At 46.2% G+C, this 14,333-nt stretch carries 21 protein-coding genes; 17 read left to right on the top strand and 4 right to left on the bottom strand.

Annotated features, from left to right (window positions below; all coding sequences use genetic code 11):
• Nucleotides 1–4: 4 nt before the first annotated feature.
• The 4 genes from AS158_RS01975 to AS158_RS01960 are packed head-to-tail and all read right to left on the bottom strand — an operon-like array spanning nt 5 to nt 3,960.
• Nucleotides 5–1,225: a DUF1015 domain-containing protein gene (locus tag AS158_RS01975; RefSeq protein WP_012311099.1), complete on the bottom strand. Its 1,221-nt coding sequence runs from the start codon at nt 1,223–1,225 to the stop codon at nt 5–7.
• Complete coding sequence (gene ybeY / locus AS158_RS01970) at nt 1,180–1,632, bottom strand: rRNA maturation RNase YbeY (protein WP_012311098.1); 453 nt, start codon at nt 1,630–1,632, stop codon at nt 1,180–1,182. Before ybeY ends, AS158_RS01975 begins: the two co-directional genes overlap by 46 nt.
• The gene (locus AS158_RS01965; RefSeq protein WP_038052861.1) at nt 1,613–2,989 is read right to left on the bottom strand and encodes an HDIG domain-containing metalloprotein; all 1,377 of its coding nucleotides are present in this window, start codon (nt 2,987–2,989) and stop codon (nt 1,613–1,615) included. Before AS158_RS01965 ends, ybeY begins: the two co-directional genes overlap by 20 nt.
• Nucleotides 2,986–3,960 (bottom strand): PhoH family protein, encoded by a 975-nt coding sequence (locus AS158_RS01960; protein WP_038034553.1) that lies wholly within the window; start codon nt 3,958–3,960, stop codon nt 2,986–2,988. The genes AS158_RS01965 and AS158_RS01960 overlap by 4 nt, the downstream gene beginning before the upstream one ends.
• 46 nt (nt 3,961–4,006) lie before the next feature.
• Between AS158_RS01960 and AS158_RS01955 the strand changes: the two genes are divergently transcribed.
• The 17 genes from AS158_RS01955 to rplN all read left to right on the top strand — a co-directional run bounded on the left by AS158_RS01955 (nt 4,007) and on the right by rplN (nt 14,328).
• Nucleotides 4,007–4,426 carry a DUF1893 domain-containing protein gene (locus AS158_RS01955; protein WP_011943781.1) on the top strand — a complete coding sequence of 140 codons (420 nt, stop codon included), beginning with the start codon at nt 4,007–4,009 and terminating at the stop codon, nt 4,424–4,426.
• A 121-nt stretch (nt 4,427–4,547) separates the two neighbouring features.
• The gene (gene rpsL / locus AS158_RS01950; protein WP_004081846.1) at nt 4,548–4,931 is read left to right on the top strand and encodes a 30S ribosomal protein S12; all 384 of its coding nucleotides are present in this window, start codon (nt 4,548–4,550) and stop codon (nt 4,929–4,931) included.
• Nucleotides 4,932–4,942: 11 nt separating this feature from the next.
• On the top strand, nt 4,943–5,410 hold the full coding sequence (rpsG, locus tag AS158_RS01945) for a 30S ribosomal protein S7 (protein ID WP_011943782.1): 468 nt from the start codon (nt 4,943–4,945) through the stop codon (nt 5,408–5,410).
• Between the two features lie 5 nt (nt 5,411–5,415).
• Nucleotides 5,416–7,503: an elongation factor G gene (gene fusA / locus AS158_RS01940; protein ID WP_011943783.1), complete on the top strand. Its 2,088-nt coding sequence runs from the start codon at nt 5,416–5,418 to the stop codon at nt 7,501–7,503.
• 11 nt (nt 7,504–7,514) lie between these two features.
• On the top strand, nt 7,515–8,717 hold the full coding sequence (tuf, locus tag AS158_RS01935) for an elongation factor Tu (protein WP_011943784.1): 1,203 nt from the start codon (nt 7,515–7,517) through the stop codon (nt 8,715–8,717).
• A gap of 50 nt (nt 8,718–8,767) precedes the next feature.
• On the top strand, nt 8,768–9,076 hold the full coding sequence (rpsJ, locus tag AS158_RS01930) for a 30S ribosomal protein S10 (RefSeq protein WP_004081837.1): 309 nt from the start codon (nt 8,768–8,770) through the stop codon (nt 9,074–9,076).
• An 18-nt stretch (nt 9,077–9,094) separates the two neighbouring features.
• Nucleotides 9,095–9,718, top strand: a complete 624-nt coding sequence (rplC, locus tag AS158_RS01925; protein WP_004081835.1) for a 50S ribosomal protein L3 — start codon at nt 9,095–9,097, stop codon at nt 9,716–9,718.
• 20 nt (nt 9,719–9,738) lie between these two features.
• A complete protein-coding gene (gene rplD, locus AS158_RS01920; RefSeq protein ID WP_011943785.1) occupies nt 9,739–10,446 on the top strand; it encodes a 50S ribosomal protein L4 in 708 nt (235 codons plus the stop codon).
• Nucleotides 10,418–10,720, top strand: coding sequence for a 50S ribosomal protein L23 (gene rplW / locus AS158_RS01915; protein ID WP_011943786.1), 303 nt, complete (start codon nt 10,418–10,420; stop codon nt 10,718–10,720). The genes rplD and rplW overlap by 29 nt, the downstream gene beginning before the upstream one ends.
• A gap of 13 nt (nt 10,721–10,733) precedes the next feature.
• A complete protein-coding gene (rplB, locus tag AS158_RS01910) occupies nt 10,734–11,564 on the top strand; it encodes a 50S ribosomal protein L2 (RefSeq protein ID WP_008194995.1) in 831 nt (276 codons plus the stop codon).
• 13 nt (nt 11,565–11,577) lie between these two features.
• Complete coding sequence (rpsS, locus tag AS158_RS01905; protein ID WP_008194997.1) at nt 11,578–11,865, top strand: 30S ribosomal protein S19; 288 nt, start codon at nt 11,578–11,580, stop codon at nt 11,863–11,865.
• An 11-nt stretch (nt 11,866–11,876) separates the two neighbouring features.
• A complete protein-coding gene (gene rplV / locus AS158_RS01900) occupies nt 11,877–12,356 on the top strand; it encodes a 50S ribosomal protein L22 (protein ID WP_038052863.1) in 480 nt (159 codons plus the stop codon).
• A gap of 9 nt (nt 12,357–12,365) precedes the next feature.
• The gene (gene rpsC / locus AS158_RS01895) at nt 12,366–12,995 is read left to right on the top strand and encodes a 30S ribosomal protein S3 (protein ID WP_011943788.1); all 630 of its coding nucleotides are present in this window, start codon (nt 12,366–12,368) and stop codon (nt 12,993–12,995) included.
• A 14-nt stretch (nt 12,996–13,009) separates the two neighbouring features.
• On the top strand, nt 13,010–13,438 hold the full coding sequence (gene rplP, locus AS158_RS01890) for a 50S ribosomal protein L16 (RefSeq protein WP_011943789.1): 429 nt from the start codon (nt 13,010–13,012) through the stop codon (nt 13,436–13,438).
• Nucleotides 13,435–13,635, top strand: a complete 201-nt coding sequence (rpmC, locus tag AS158_RS01885) for a 50S ribosomal protein L29 (RefSeq protein ID WP_004081820.1) — start codon at nt 13,435–13,437, stop codon at nt 13,633–13,635. The genes rplP and rpmC overlap by 4 nt, the downstream gene beginning before the upstream one ends.
• Nucleotides 13,636–13,639: 4 nt before the next feature.
• Nucleotides 13,640–13,963, top strand: a complete 324-nt coding sequence (rpsQ, locus tag AS158_RS01880; RefSeq protein ID WP_008195006.1) for a 30S ribosomal protein S17 — start codon at nt 13,640–13,642, stop codon at nt 13,961–13,963.
• Nucleotides 13,960–14,328, top strand: a complete 369-nt coding sequence (gene rplN, locus AS158_RS01875; protein WP_008195008.1) for a 50S ribosomal protein L14 — start codon at nt 13,960–13,962, stop codon at nt 14,326–14,328. Before rpsQ ends, rplN begins: the two co-directional genes overlap by 4 nt.
• Nucleotides 14,329–14,333 lie beyond the last annotated feature (5 nt).

The raw sequence follows: 14,333 nt of genomic DNA, 5'->3' as shown, positions 1-14,333 counted from the left end.
CTCCTCATCCGAACACGTGCACCACCAGACCACTCAGAAGTTTTGGTTCAAACCATGTTGACTTCGGCGGCATGATCTTTCCTTCATCTGAGACTTTCATAAGCGTTTCTATGTTCACCGGATACATCGCGAAGGCCACATCGAACTCTCCCTTGTCCACCATTCTTTCCAGTTCGCACAGGCCCTTTATTCCACCAACGAAGTCTATTCTCTCATCTTCGCGAGGATTGGAAATACCGAAGATGGGTTCCAGAACCTCACGCTGAAGAATGTTCACATCGAGGCTCTCAACGATTTCCTCCGGCACTCTTTTTGGAATCAGGACGTACCATTTTCTGTTGCCCACGTACATGGTTATTTCGTGTTCTCTGGATGGTCTTGCAGGTACCTTGTAGGATCTGTACGTTTCGAATTTTTCCTGGAGTTTTTCGAGTAATTCCTCTGGCGTGAGTTGAGATTTCACCACTCTGTTGTAGTCGAATATTCTGAGCTGGTTGTGGGGGAACGCTGTGGCCATGAAGTAATTGTGAGGTCCTTTTCCTATCTTCTCGTCCAGTATGTCGCTGACCCTGGCTGCAGCCGCTGCCCTGTGGTGACCATCCGCTATGTAGAGTTCCTCCACTCTCTCAAAGAGCTTCTTTATTTCATTCACTTCGTTTTCATTCTTGACAACGAAAAACTCATGGATGACATCGAGATCATCGCGTATTCTATAGACAGGCTCCTGAGAATCAGCAATTTCGGAGAGTTTTCTATCGAATTCTTCAAAGGCTCTGTAGAAAAGAAAGACCTGTCCTGTGTGTGCACGTGTTTTCAGAATGTGTTGAACTCTTTCCTCTTCTTTCTTTTTTCGGGTAAGCTCGTGTTTCTTTATTCTACCCTTTTTGTACTCCTCCACAGGAAAGAGCGCTACTATTCCTGTTTGTGTGTGGTCGCCCATCCTCTGACGGTAAATGTAGAACGCTTCTTTTTCTTCTTGAATAAGGATGCCATCCTCTATGAACTTTTCAAGATTTATCCTGGCTTTCTCCATGTCTTCGGGTGTAGGATCCATCTCTATTTCGTGTGTTTCTGCTTCAACGCGAGTTACTCTGAGAAAGCTGAGTGGGTTTTTCTTTATCGTTTCTTTGGCTTCAAGAAAGGAAACCACATCGTAGGGTTTGGCCACGAATTTTTCGGCTATCTCTTCCCTGGGTCTGAATCCTCTGAAGGGTTTGATCTCCATTCACCCCATACCTCCTCAACGTATTTTTTCTGTTTTTCGAACATCTCTTTGGAGTTTCTGTCTTCGAACTCGTGATCGTATCCTGCAAGGTGAAGTATCCCGTGGATCACCACTTCCAGCAATTCCTTTTCGAAGGTGTTGTTGAACTCCCTCGCATTTTCTTCTACGATCAGAGGACAAACGTAAATTTCTCCATAGACGTCTTCTTCCATGAGGGGAAAGGTGAGCACGTCTGTGGGAAGATCCTGACCTCGAAACTGCTGGTTGAGCTCCTTAATTTCATCTTCACTCACAAGAATCACGTTTACATGTACGTCTCCTATCTCTTTCTTTACGATTTCTTCGAGTTTTTCTTTCAAATTTTCGAGAAGTTTCGATCCTTTACCTTCACCCAGTATTCTTATCATTTATCTTTACCACCTTCTGAATTTTTTCTTCCTCGGGGTATTCAATTCTGGAACTGAACAGGTTCACGAGAACCTGAAGGAACGCGTCGGAAATCTCTTCGAGCTCACTCAGAGTGATGCCTGACTCATCGAGTTGCCTCTCAAAGAATATGGAAGATATGACATCTTCGACACATTCCTTGATCTGAGAAACAGAGGGTGATTTCAAGCTTCTTGAAGCGGCTTCCACGGAGTCGGCGAGCATGATAATGGCTGCTTCTCTGAACTGTGGCTTGGGGCCCGGATAGCGGAATTCCTCTTCGGGAATGTCCTCAAACTGTTGTTTCGCCTTGTAGTAGAAATACTTCTGCGATCTTGTACCGTGATGCTGGGGAATTATGAATTCAACGAGGAGGGGGAGTCGGTATTTTCTTGCAAGTTCCACACCGTACTTCACGTGCTCGTTCAAAACGAGGTGGCTGAGAGAGGGGGTTATGTCTTCGTGGGGATTTTTACCGTCTCTAATGTTTTCAGTGAAGAAGTGAGGGCGTTTCATCTTCCCTATATCGTGATAGTAAGCTCCTATTCTTGCCAGAATGGGGTTTGCGCCTATTTTCTCCGCTGCAGTTTCTGCTAAGTTTGCGACGATCACACTGTGATAATAAGTTCCTGGAGCTTTAATGGAAAGCATCTTGAGCAACGGATGGTTCAGATTTCCAAACTCTACGAGCCCAAGATTCGAGTAAAGGCGACTTGTGTATTCCACGTAAGGCAGTATTCCAAGAACCAGAATACCTGAAAAGATCGGATTCAAAATAGCAGCTACCAGGTCGTACGGCGTGTACTCGATTTTCAGTCCAAACTTCATGAACAGAGATGTTCCCATAAGAGCAAGAGATGTAAAGGCAGAAGATTTCACCACATCCAGTCTTCTGTTCGCTTTGGAGAGAGTCACTGCCGCAACAAAGGTTGTTGAAATGAACGGCAGAAGAAGAAAGATATCGTAACTCCATCGATACAGAGCAAGCAAAGCCATCAAAAATCCACTTGTTATGGCTATTTCTGGGGAAAAGAACACGAGTTCTATGAGGGCAACCGGTATGTATACAGGTGTCACGAAAGGGCCTATCTCCGGGAAAGAAAATCCAATGAAAGAAGCTCCGAGCAGGATCAGAGCCAGATGAGTATAGGTGAACACTTCACTGAGCCAGTACTTTCTGTAATATCTGGTGCTCATCTCCACCAGAGCGAACCAGACAACGAGGGCGACCAGTGCCTCAAAGGTGAAATTCAAAGGTCGGATTCCTGTACGAACGTGCACCAGCATCAGAGAAAGAATCACTGTAATCGTTACCAGGAGGAAACGCTTTCGATTCATGGCTTCCTCGACCTTTCGTACTCTTCGTAGGCCTTTATGATCTTCTTCACGAGAGGATGCCTCACAACATCGCTTTCGTTCAGATACACGAATTCTATACCAGAGATTCCTTCTAAAATTTTCTGACACTCTATGAGACCGGACTTTTCTTTCTCGATATCCACCTGGGTGATGTCTCCCGTTATGACCGCCTTGGAATTGAATCCGAGTCTGGTGAGGAACATCTTCATCTGCTGGTATGTGGTGTTCTGGGCTTCGTCCAGAATGATAAAGGAGTTATTCAAAGTCCTTCCTCTCATGTAAGCGAGCGGTACGATCTCTATGATGCCTCTTTCACGGTAGCTGTTGAATTTGTCCGGGGATGTGATATCTATGATGGCGTCGTAAAGAGGTCTGAGATAAGGTTCCACTTTTTCAGACAGATCTCCCGGCAAGTATCCAAGCTTCTCTCCGGCTTCAACGGCTGGTCTTGTGAGGATGATTCTGTTCACCTTTCCCATTTTCAGATAGTCTAAAGCAACGGCCACTGCCAGGTACGTTTTTCCTGTACCGGCTGGACCTATCACGAACACCACGTCGTTCTTTTCGACTGCTTCCAGATACTTCTTCTGGCCGAGTGTCTTCGGCTTCACTTTCTTGCCGATGATCAATCCTCTGCTGTCGTTTGAGAACACTTCTTTCACACTTTCTGAGTTCGAAACTCTCTCCACGAGATACTCGAACTCAGTCCAGTCCAGAAGGTGACCGTCCCGTGTTATGGATATGATCTCATCGAGCACCCGATGGGCTGCATCGACACTTTTCTCATCCATGCCTTTTATAAGAATCTCACTGTCTCTCACCGCGAATTCCACGTTGAAGAGTTTTTTCAGATACCTCGCGCGCTTGTCGTACTGTCCGAATATCTCCAAAACGGCCACATCTTCTGGAATTCTTATTCTTCTAACTGCAACCGTGGGTTTCACCTCCACACTGGTATACTTTCTAAGGAAATTATACTACGAGGAGCGTGGTGAAATGGAGGAAACTCTTTTGAAGACAGCTTTGAAAATCTTTGAGGAGAAGAAGCTGAGTTTGCTGGTTTATAACGGTCGGACGATCTTCGAAAGCAAAGGCAGTGGTCTAAAACCATTGATAGAACTCTACCGAAGCTTCGATAATCTGGAAGGAAGTCTGGTGATCGACAAGATGGTTGGAAAGGCTGCAGTTTCTTTTCTGTTGAAAATGAGACCCGACCACATCCACGCAAAAATTATAAGTGAGCCGGCTTTAAAATTACTGAATGGATACGGACAGTCTTTCAGCTACGATAAAAAGATACCTTTTGTCCTCGCAAGAAATGGCAAAAGTATGTGCCCATTCGAAAAACTGGTTCTGGAGATGGACAACCCGGAGGAAATCATAAGGATTGTTCTTTCAAAATTCACGTCACTTTAAATGAAGTTTTAAACTACTTATGATAAATTGATGAGAGGTGCTTGCTTTCTTTGTTGACAATATACAAATTGAAGAGTAAAATTAAACTTCGGCTTGGAGTAAAACGGAAGGGAGGATGAAGATGCCAACGATCAATCAATTAATCAGGTACGGCAGGAAACCGAAGAAGAAAAAGTCAAAAGCTCCTGCTCTTCAGGGAAACCCTCAAAAGAGGGGTGTGTGTATAAAAGTTTCTACGATGACACCGAAAAAACCGAACTCCGCTCTCAGAAAGATCGCAAGGGTGAGGCTTTCAAATGGAATAGAAGTCACTGCGTATATTCCTGGAATTGGTCACAACCTGCAGGAACACTCTGTTGTGCTCGTCAGAGGTGGTAGGGTCAAGGACCTACCTGGTGTCAGGTACAAGATCATCAGAGGGGCTCTGGACGCTGCAGGCGTCGAGGGAAGAAGACAGTCCAGAAGTAAGTACGGTGCGAAAAGACCCAAGGATCAGAAGAAGTGAGGTGACTGTGGGTGCGTAGAAGGAGAGCTGAAATAAGACAGGTACCACCTGATCCGGTGTACGGAGATGTGCTTGTTGCAAAGTTGATAAATAAAGTGATGTGGGATGGCAAAAAAACAACCGCTCAGAAGATCGTCTACGGTGCTTTCGATATCATCAGAGAAAAGACAAAGAAAGATCCTCTTGAAGTTTTCAGGCAGGCTGTAGAAAATGTGAAGCCTGTTCTTGAAGTAAGACCGCGAAGGGTTGGTGGTGCAACTTACCAGGTTCCCATCGAAGTTCAGGAACCGAGGAGGACCTCTCTTGCTCTCAGATGGATAGTTGAAGCTGCAAGAGCCAGAAAAGGAAGGCCAATGAAAGAGAAGCTGGCCGAGGAGATCATAGCAGCATACAACAACACAGGTACGGCCATTAAGAAGAAGGAAGACACTCACAGAATGGCGGAAGCCAACAGGGCATTTGCTCATTACAGGTGGTGATAAGTATGGAAAATGTGGAAGCGAGGTATGTTGACCTGGATAAGCTTAGAAATATCGGTATAATGGCCCATATCGACGCCGGAAAAACTACGACAACAGAGAGAATTCTCTATTACACGGGAAGGAAACACTTTTTGGGAGACGTCGATGAAGGAAACACAACCACTGACTGGATGCCTCAGGAAAAGGAAAGAGGCATTACGATACAGTCTGCTGCCACAACGTGTTTCTGGAAGGGCTATCGAATCAACATAATTGATACACCCGGACACGTTGACTTTACGGCCGAGGTTGAAAGGGCGCTCCGCGTTCTCGATGGAGCAATAGCTGTTTTCGATGCCACGGCGGGAGTCGAGCCTCAGTCAGAAACCGTCTGGAGACAGGCTGACAAGTACAATGTCCCGAGGATCGCTTTCATGAACAAGATGGACAAAGTGGGAGCAGATTTCTACATGGCCGTCGAAACTCTTGTAACAAAACTCAAAGCAAATCCCATTCCAGTACAGATGCCGATCGGTAGTGAGAAAGACTTCCAGGGTGTGATTGACCTCATAAAAATGAAGGCGATCTACTGGGTTAGCGAAGACGGATCGGTGTACGAGGAGAGAGAGATCCCAGAAGAACTCAGAGAAGAAGCGGAAATGAGAAGGGAAGAGATGCTTGAAAAAGTTGCAGAGCTGGACGAAGAAATTCTTGAAAAATACCTCGAAGGTGAAGAGATTTCCGAAGAAGAAATAAAGAGAATCTTGAGAAAAGCAACCATAGAAAACAGGGCAGTTCCCGTTCTCTGTGGAGCGGCGAAAGCCAACAAAGGAATACAACCGCTTCTGGACGCGGTGATAGACTATCTGCCGTCGCCCCTTGATCTTCCGCCGGTGAAGGGCTGGAGGGTTTCCGACGGAGAGATTGTCTACAGAAAACCCGATGAGAACGAACCTTTTACAGCTCTGGTCTTCAAAGTGCAGGTGGATCCATACATAGGAAAGCTCGTGTACTTCAGAGTGTACTCTGGAAGGCTGGAGAAAGGAAGTTACGTTTACAACTCCACAAAGGGCCAGAGGGAGAGAATATCGAGGATCGTCTTCATGCACGCAGACAAGAGAGAGGAAGTTGACTACGTCAGACCCGGTGATATAGCGGCAGGGGTCGGCCTCAAAGTTTCTCAGACTGGAGATACACTCTGCGACGAAAAAGAGCCTGTAATCCTCGAAAAGATCGACTTCCCAGAACCTGTTATTTCTCTTGCTATTGAACCGGCCACGAAAGCCGATGAGGAAAAACTCGTGAAGGCACTGCTTGCTCTCTCTGAAGAAGACCCCACTCTTCAGGTGAGGGTTGACAAAGAAACGGGAGAAACCATCATTTCAGGAATGGGTGAACTCCATCTTGAAATAGTTGTGGACAGGTTGAAGAGAGAGTTCGGCGTCAACGTGAGAGTCGGACAGCCTCAGGTGGCTTACAGGGAAACCATCAAGAGGCCTGCTGAAGCCGAAGGAAAATACATTAGACAGACCGGTGGTAGAGGTCAGTACGGTCATGTGATTCTCAGAATAGAACCCATACCCGAAGAGGAAGGAAAGAACTTCGAATTCATTGACAAGACGGTCGGTGGTGTGATACCGAAGGAATTCATGCCCGCTATCGAAGCAGGTATCAAGGAGGCTATGATGTCTGGGCCTCTTGCGGGATATCCCGTTGTGAGAGTGAGAGCAGTTGTGCTTGACGGATCTTACCACGAAGTTGACTCCTCAGAAATGGCGTTCAAGATAGCTGCTTCGATGGCATTCAAAGAGGCCATGAAAAAAGCGCAACCGGTTCTTCTTGAACCTATCATGAAGCTTGAGATCACTACACCGGAGGAATACATGGGCAACATCATTTCCGATCTCAATTCCAGAAGGGCTAAGATTGAATCTCTCGAAACAAGAGGACATTTGAAAATCGTTGTAGCGAAGATCCCGCTTTCTGAAACTTTTGGATATGCCACAGTGTTGAGATCGCTCAGTCAGGGTAGAGCGAGCTACATCATGCAGTTCTCGCACTACCAGGAAGTTCCGGAGAAAATCGCCGAGAAAATCATCAAGGTTGTTTAAGGAGGGAGAACATGGCGAAGGAAAAATTTGTAAGAACAAAACCGCATGTTAACGTTGGAACGATTGGACATATCGACCACGGAAAGTCCACACTGACAGCCGCTATAACAAAGTACCTTTCTCTCAAGGGACTTGCCCAGTATGTTCCTTACGACCAGATCGACAAGGCTCCTGAGGAAAAGGCAAGAGGAATCACCATCAACATCACACACGTTGAGTATCAGACCGAAAAGAGGCACTACGCTCACATTGACTGTCCTGGTCACGCGGACTACATCAAGAACATGATCACCGGAGCGGCTCAGATGGACGGAGCCATCCTTGTTGTCGCTGCAACCGATGGTCCCATGCCTCAGACAAGGGAACACGTGCTTCTTGCAAGGCAGGTTGAGGTTCCCTACATGATCGTCTTCATAAACAAGACGGACATGGTTGACGATCCTGAACTCATCGACCTCGTCGAGATGGAAGTGAGAGACCTTCTGAGCCAGTACGGTTACCCTGGAGACGAAGTGCCAGTCATAAGAGGTTCTGCTCTGAAAGCCGTCGAAGCTCCTAACGATCCGAATCACGAAGCTTACAAACCTATCCAGGAGCTCCTCGACGCTATGGACAACTACATTCCTGAGCCTCAGAGAGAAGTTGATAAGCCGTTCCTCATGCCTATTGAGGACGTGTTCTCAATCACAGGAAGAGGAACGGTTGTTACAGGAAGGATCGAAAGAGGAAGAATCAAACCCGGTGATGAAGTTGAGATCATAGGTCTCAGCTACGAAATCAGGAAAACCGTTGTTACAAGCGTGGAAATGTTCAGAAAGGAACTCGATGAAGGAATCGCAGGAGACAACGTTGGATGTCTGCTCAGAGGAATCGACAAGGACGAAGTTGAGAGAGGACAGGTTCTCGCAGCTCCTGGAAGCATCAAACCACACAAGAGATTCAAGGCTCAGGTTTACGTCCTGAAGAAGGAAGAGGGAGGAAGACATACACCGTTCACAAAAGGTTACAAACCCCAGTTCTACATAAGAACCGCTGACGTTACAGGGGAAATCGTAGGACTTCCTGAAGGTGTCGAAATGGTTATGCCTGGAGACCACGTCGAAATGGAAATAGAACTCATCTACCCTGTCGCTATTGAAAAGGGACAGAGATTCGCTGTAAGAGAAGGTGGAAGAACAGTTGGAGCTGGTGTGGTCACAGAAGTCATCGAGTGAGGGGGACGCTTCCCCCTCCTTTTTGAGAAAAGAGGGAGGGTGCTTAGAATATGCCTGGACAGAAGATAAGGATAAAACTCAAAGCCTACGATCACGAGTTACTCGACGAATCGGCGAAAAAGATCGTTGAAGTCGCTAAATCCACGAATTCCAAAGTGTCCGGTCCCATTCCCTTGCCAACGGAGCGGACACTCTATTGTGTCCTGAGATCTCCCATGAAACACAAGGACTCCAGAGAACACTTTGAAAAGAGAGTACACAAAAGGCTAATAGATATCATAGACCCATCTCCAAAGACCATCGATGCTTTGATGAGGATAAACCTCCCAGCAGGTGTCGACGTTGAGATCAAACTGTAATCCCTGGAGGTGTCTTTGATGAAGATGATAATTGGAAGAAAAATCGGTATGACGAGAGTATTCGTTGGAAATGATTCCGTTCCCGTTACAGTCATAAAGGCGGGGCCCTGTGTGGTTGTCCAGAAAAAAACCGTTGAGAAAGACGGATACAACGCTGTGCAGCTTGGATTCGAGAAGGCTAAGAAGGTCAACAAACCTCTCGCAGGACACTTCAAAAAATTCGGTGTGGAACCGATGAAAATACTCAGAGAGTTCAGAGTAGAAAATCCCGACGAGTACGAACCCGGACAGGTAATAAAGGTTGACGTGTTTGAAAAAGGTGAGTACGTGGACGTTACTGGCTGGACAAAAGGAAGAGGATTCGCTGGTGCGATGAAAAGATGGGGATTCAGCGGTGGACCGAAGAGCCACGGTTCCAAATTCCATAGAGAACTCGGTTCTGTTGGTCAGCACACGGAACCTGCCAAGATATGGAAAGGTAAGAAAATGCCCGGAAGATATGGAAACGAGAGGGTAACTGTCAGAAATCTTCAAGTTGTGGATATCGATCCTGAAAACGACCTTTTAGTGGTCAAAGGTGGAGTCCCTGGAGCGAGGGGCGGGCTCGTTTTGATCAGGAGCGCCAAGGCCCCGAAAAAGTAACAGTGGAGGAGGAATAAAAGATGGCTCAGGTGGATCTGTTGAATGTGAAGGGAGAAAAAGTAGGGACCCTGGAAATCAGTGATTTCGTTTTCAACATCGATCCCAACTACGACGTGATGTGGAGATACGTGGATATGCAGCTCTCCAACAGGAGAGCTGGAACTGCCTCTACGAAAACAAGAGGAGAAGTCTCCGGTGGTGGCAGAAAACCCTGGCCGCAGAAACACACCGGAAGAGCAAGACACGGTTCCATAAGATCCCCCATCTGGAGGCATGGAGGAATTGCACACGGACCTAAACCGAGAGACTGGAGCAAAAAGCTCAACAAGAAAATGAAGAAGCTCGCTCTGCGATCTGCTCTCTCTGTGAAGTACAGAGAAAACAAACTCTTCGTACTCGATGATCTGAAACTCGAAAGGCCGAAGACGAAATTTCTGAAGGAAATCCTCCAGAACCTTCAGCTTTCCGACAAGAAAACACTGATCGTCCTTCCATGGAAAGATGAAGGATACATGAATGTGAAACTCTCTGGAAAGAACCTTCCCAACGTGAAGGTAATAATTGCGGACAATCCGAACAACAGCAAAAATGGTGAGAAGGCAGTAAGAATAGATGGACTCAATGTTTTTGACATGCTCAAGTACGATTACCTTGTGCTCACCCAGGACATGGTTTCCAAGATAGAGGAGGTGCTCGGAAATGAAGCAGGAAAAGCTCTCACTGAATGATGTTCTAATCAGACCCATCATCACAGAAAAGGCTCTTATCCTCCGCGAACAGAGGAAATACGTATTCGAGGTCAATCCACTTGCAAACAAGAACCTGGTAAAAGAGGCTGTTGAAAAGCTCTTCAATGTCAAAGTAGAAAAGGTGAACATTCTCAACATGAAGCCCAAGCCGAAAAGAAGGGGTATCTTTGAAGGAAAGACCCGCAGCTGGAAAAAGGCTGTTGTAACTTTGAAGGAAGGTTACACAATCAAAGAACTGGAAGGCGAACACTGAGAGGGGTGAAGTCATGGGACTCAAAAGATTCAAACCGGTTACCCCGGGAAGGCGTTTTATGGTTATCTCCGATTTTTCGGATATCACAAAGACAGAACCTGAAAAGTCGTTGCTCGCACCTCTCAAGAAAACAGGTGGAAGGAATCATCACGGAAGAGTTACTGTAAGGCACAGAGGTGGCGGGCACAAGAGAAGATACAGAATAATAGATTTCAAGAGATACGACAAAGCTGGAATTCCTGCGAAAGTGCTGGCCATTGAATACGATCCCAACAGATCAGCCAGAATAGCGCTTCTCCTTTACGCTGATGGAGAGAAAAGATATATTCTGGCACCCAAAGGTGTGAACGTGGGAGACACTCTCATGAGCGGACCCGATGCGGAAATAAGGCCAGGAAACGCACTTCCTCTTGAGAAGATACCCGTCGGTACCCTTGTCCACAACGTGGAGTTCACACCGGGCAAGGGTGGTCAGATCGCAAGAGCAGCTGGTACATACTGTCAGATCATGGCGAAGGAAGGGAATTACGCTCTGCTCAGAATGCCTTCTGGAGAACTGAGAAAGGTACACATCAAATGCTACGCCACCGTCGGTGTTGTGGGCAACGAAGATCACAAGAACGAAGTCCACGGAAAGGCTGGAAGAGTGAGATGGCTCGGTAGAAGACCGCATGTCAGAGGAGTTGCCATGAATCCGGTGGATCACCCGCACGGTGGTGGTGAAGGAAGAGGTAAAGGTCACCATCCAACGAGTCCATGGGGCCTGCCAACCAAGGGCTACAAGACGAGACGTGGAAAGAGACCTTCTGACAAATTCATCGTCAGGAGAAGGAATGAAGCGTAAGGAGGTGAATTGAATGGGTCGTTCCAGTAAGAAAGGACCCTATGTAGATAAAAAATTACTCGAAAAGATCAGAAAACTCAACGAAACTGGTGAAAAGAAAGTTATCAAAACATGGAGCAGAGCCTCTATGATCATTCCTGAAATGGTAGGGCACACGATCGCAGTTTACAATGGTATGAAACACATACCGGTGTACATTACTGAAAACATGATCGGACACAGACTTGGAGAATTTGCACCAACCAGAAGGTTTGGAGGTCATGCCGACAAAAAAGCGAAAAAAGGTGAATTGAAGAAGTGAGGAGGGAAAGAATGAAGCTCCAGGTACCCAGAAGCAGTTTGAAGCGTTCAATTTTTCATAAAAAGAGAAAAGAGCTCCTGTCTTCTCTTCCGAAGATTGAAGCTAAGGCTGTGGCAAGATACATAAGGATCTCTCCAAGAAAAGCCAGAGCCATAGCAAACACAATAAGAGGGAAATCCGTCGAAGAAGCTTTCCAGATTCTTGCTTTTTCACCGAAGAAGGCCGCAAGAATAATGGAAAAGGTATTGAAGTCGGCTGTCGCGAATGCCGAAAATAACTTTGGGTTGAGTGTTGAGAATCTCTATGTTTCCGAGTGTTACGTTAACGATGGACCAAGGATGAAAAGGATCTGGCCCAGAGGAAGAGGCAGGGCGGATATCATTCAGAAGAGAATGTCACACATCACAGTTGTAGTGAGAGATCGCAGTAAAGAAGATGAATACAGGAAGGCTCTTGAGGAATTACAAAAGAAGATATCATCCGAAGAGTGAGGTGATACGGTGGGTCAGAAAGTGCATCCCCGCGGCTTCAGGTTGGGTCTGAGTGCCGACTGGCAAGCAAAATGGTTCAACGAAAAGAATTACAAAGAGTGGCTCCTCGAGGATGAAGAGATAAGAAAGTTCATAAAGAACAGGTATTACCATGCTGGGATTAGCGAGATATACGTAGAAAGACCTGACGCTGAAAGGATCAACATAACCGTGAAAACAGCAAGACCTGGAATCATCATAGGAAGGAAAGGTGCGGAGATAACGAGTTTGAGAGAGGAGCTGGAGAGGAAGTTCAACAGAAGGGTTGTTATTAATATTGAAGAGATAAAAACGCCCGAACTCGATGCACAGCTTGTTGCCGAGTCTATAGCTTCCCGTATAGAAAAGAGGGCATCTTACAAAGTGGCAATGAAGAGAGCAATAATGAACGCCATGAGAAAGGGTGCACAGGGAATAAAAGTGATGGTCGCTGGAAGGCTCGGTGGAGCTGAGATCGCCAGAAGAGAATGGTACCTCAGAGGAAGACTGCCTCTTCAGAAATTGAAGGCGATCATAGATTATGGAACGGCCACTGCGTGGACCAAGTACGGTACTATCGGCATCAAAGTGTGGATCTACAAAGGAGATGCTGATATCTAAGGGAGGTAATTGCCATGTTGATGCCAAGAAGGGTCAAATACAGAAAACAACAAAGAGGAAGAATGAAAGGAAAAGCCAAGGGAGGAACATTTGTTCAGTTCGGTGAATGGGGTCTCAAAGCACTCGAACCAGCTTGGATCACAGCCCAGCAGATAGAAGCTTGCCGAATTGCCATGCTGAGGGCTATGAAAAGATCCGGAAAGATCTGGATAAGAATATTCCCTGACAAACCTTACACGAAAAAACCACCTGAATCCAGGATGGGAAAAGGTAAGGGTAACGTTGAAGGATGGGTCGCCGTTGTGAAACCCGGGAAGATTCTCTTTGAAGTGGCGGGAGTCGATGAGGAAACAGCCCATGAAGCTCTCAGGTACGCTGCGAGTAAACTTCCCATAGCTACTAAGGTAGTTCCCCGTCACCATATTGGGGGTGAGGCAGTATGAAGGCTTCCGAACTCAGGAATTACACAGATGAAGAATTGAAGAATCTTCTCGAAGAAAAGAAGAGGCAGCTTATGGAACTCAGATTCCAGCTTGCAATGGGACAGCTGAAGAATACTTCTCTCATAAAGCTCACTAAAAGGGATATCGCAAGGATAAAGACCATTCTCAGAGAGAGGGAGTTAGGCATAAGGAGGTGAAAACATGCCAAGGAAACGTTTGACTGGAATAGTTGTGAGCGATAAAATGGACAAGACAGTAGTTGTTGCCGTTGAAAAACTCGTACAGCACCCGATTTACAAGAAATACGTGAAGAGGACGAAAAAATATCACGCACACGATGAAAGAAACGAGTGTAAAATAGGAGATGTTGTCGAAATAGAAGAAACTCGACCTCTCAGTAAAACGAAGAGATGGAGAGTCGTTAGGATCATTCAAAGGTTTGAACCCGAAAGAGTCCTGAAAGAAGAAGAGGACATACAGGAAGAGATAGAAGCAGTCGAGGGCAAGGGAGGGGTTGAATCATGATACAGCAAGAGACCTATCTCAATGTGGCCGACAACTCTGGTGCCAAAAAGCTCAGAGTCATAAGAGTTATCGGTGGGTTTCATAAAAAGTACGGAACAGTTGGAGATATAGTTGTGTGTTCAGTCAGGGAAGCCATCCCGAATTCTGATGTGAAGAAAGGAGACGTAGTCAGAGCGGTGATTGTGAGAACAAAGAAAGAAATCAGAAGAAATGATGGTACTTACATCAGATTCGATGACAACGCGGCTGTTCTCATTGATAAGTTCAACGCTCCCAGAGGCACCAGAATCTTTGGTCCGGTTGCGAGGGAACTCAGGGAAAAAGGATTCATGAAAATAATATCCCTCGCACCAGAAGTTTGGTGAGGTGA

Origin of the sequence: Thermotoga sp. 38H-to (genome assembly GCF_011057665.1) — a bacterium.
Classification (GTDB): domain Bacteria; phylum Thermotogota; class Thermotogae; order Thermotogales; family Thermotogaceae; genus Thermotoga.
This window is presented reverse-complemented; position numbering and strand designations above follow the sequence as displayed.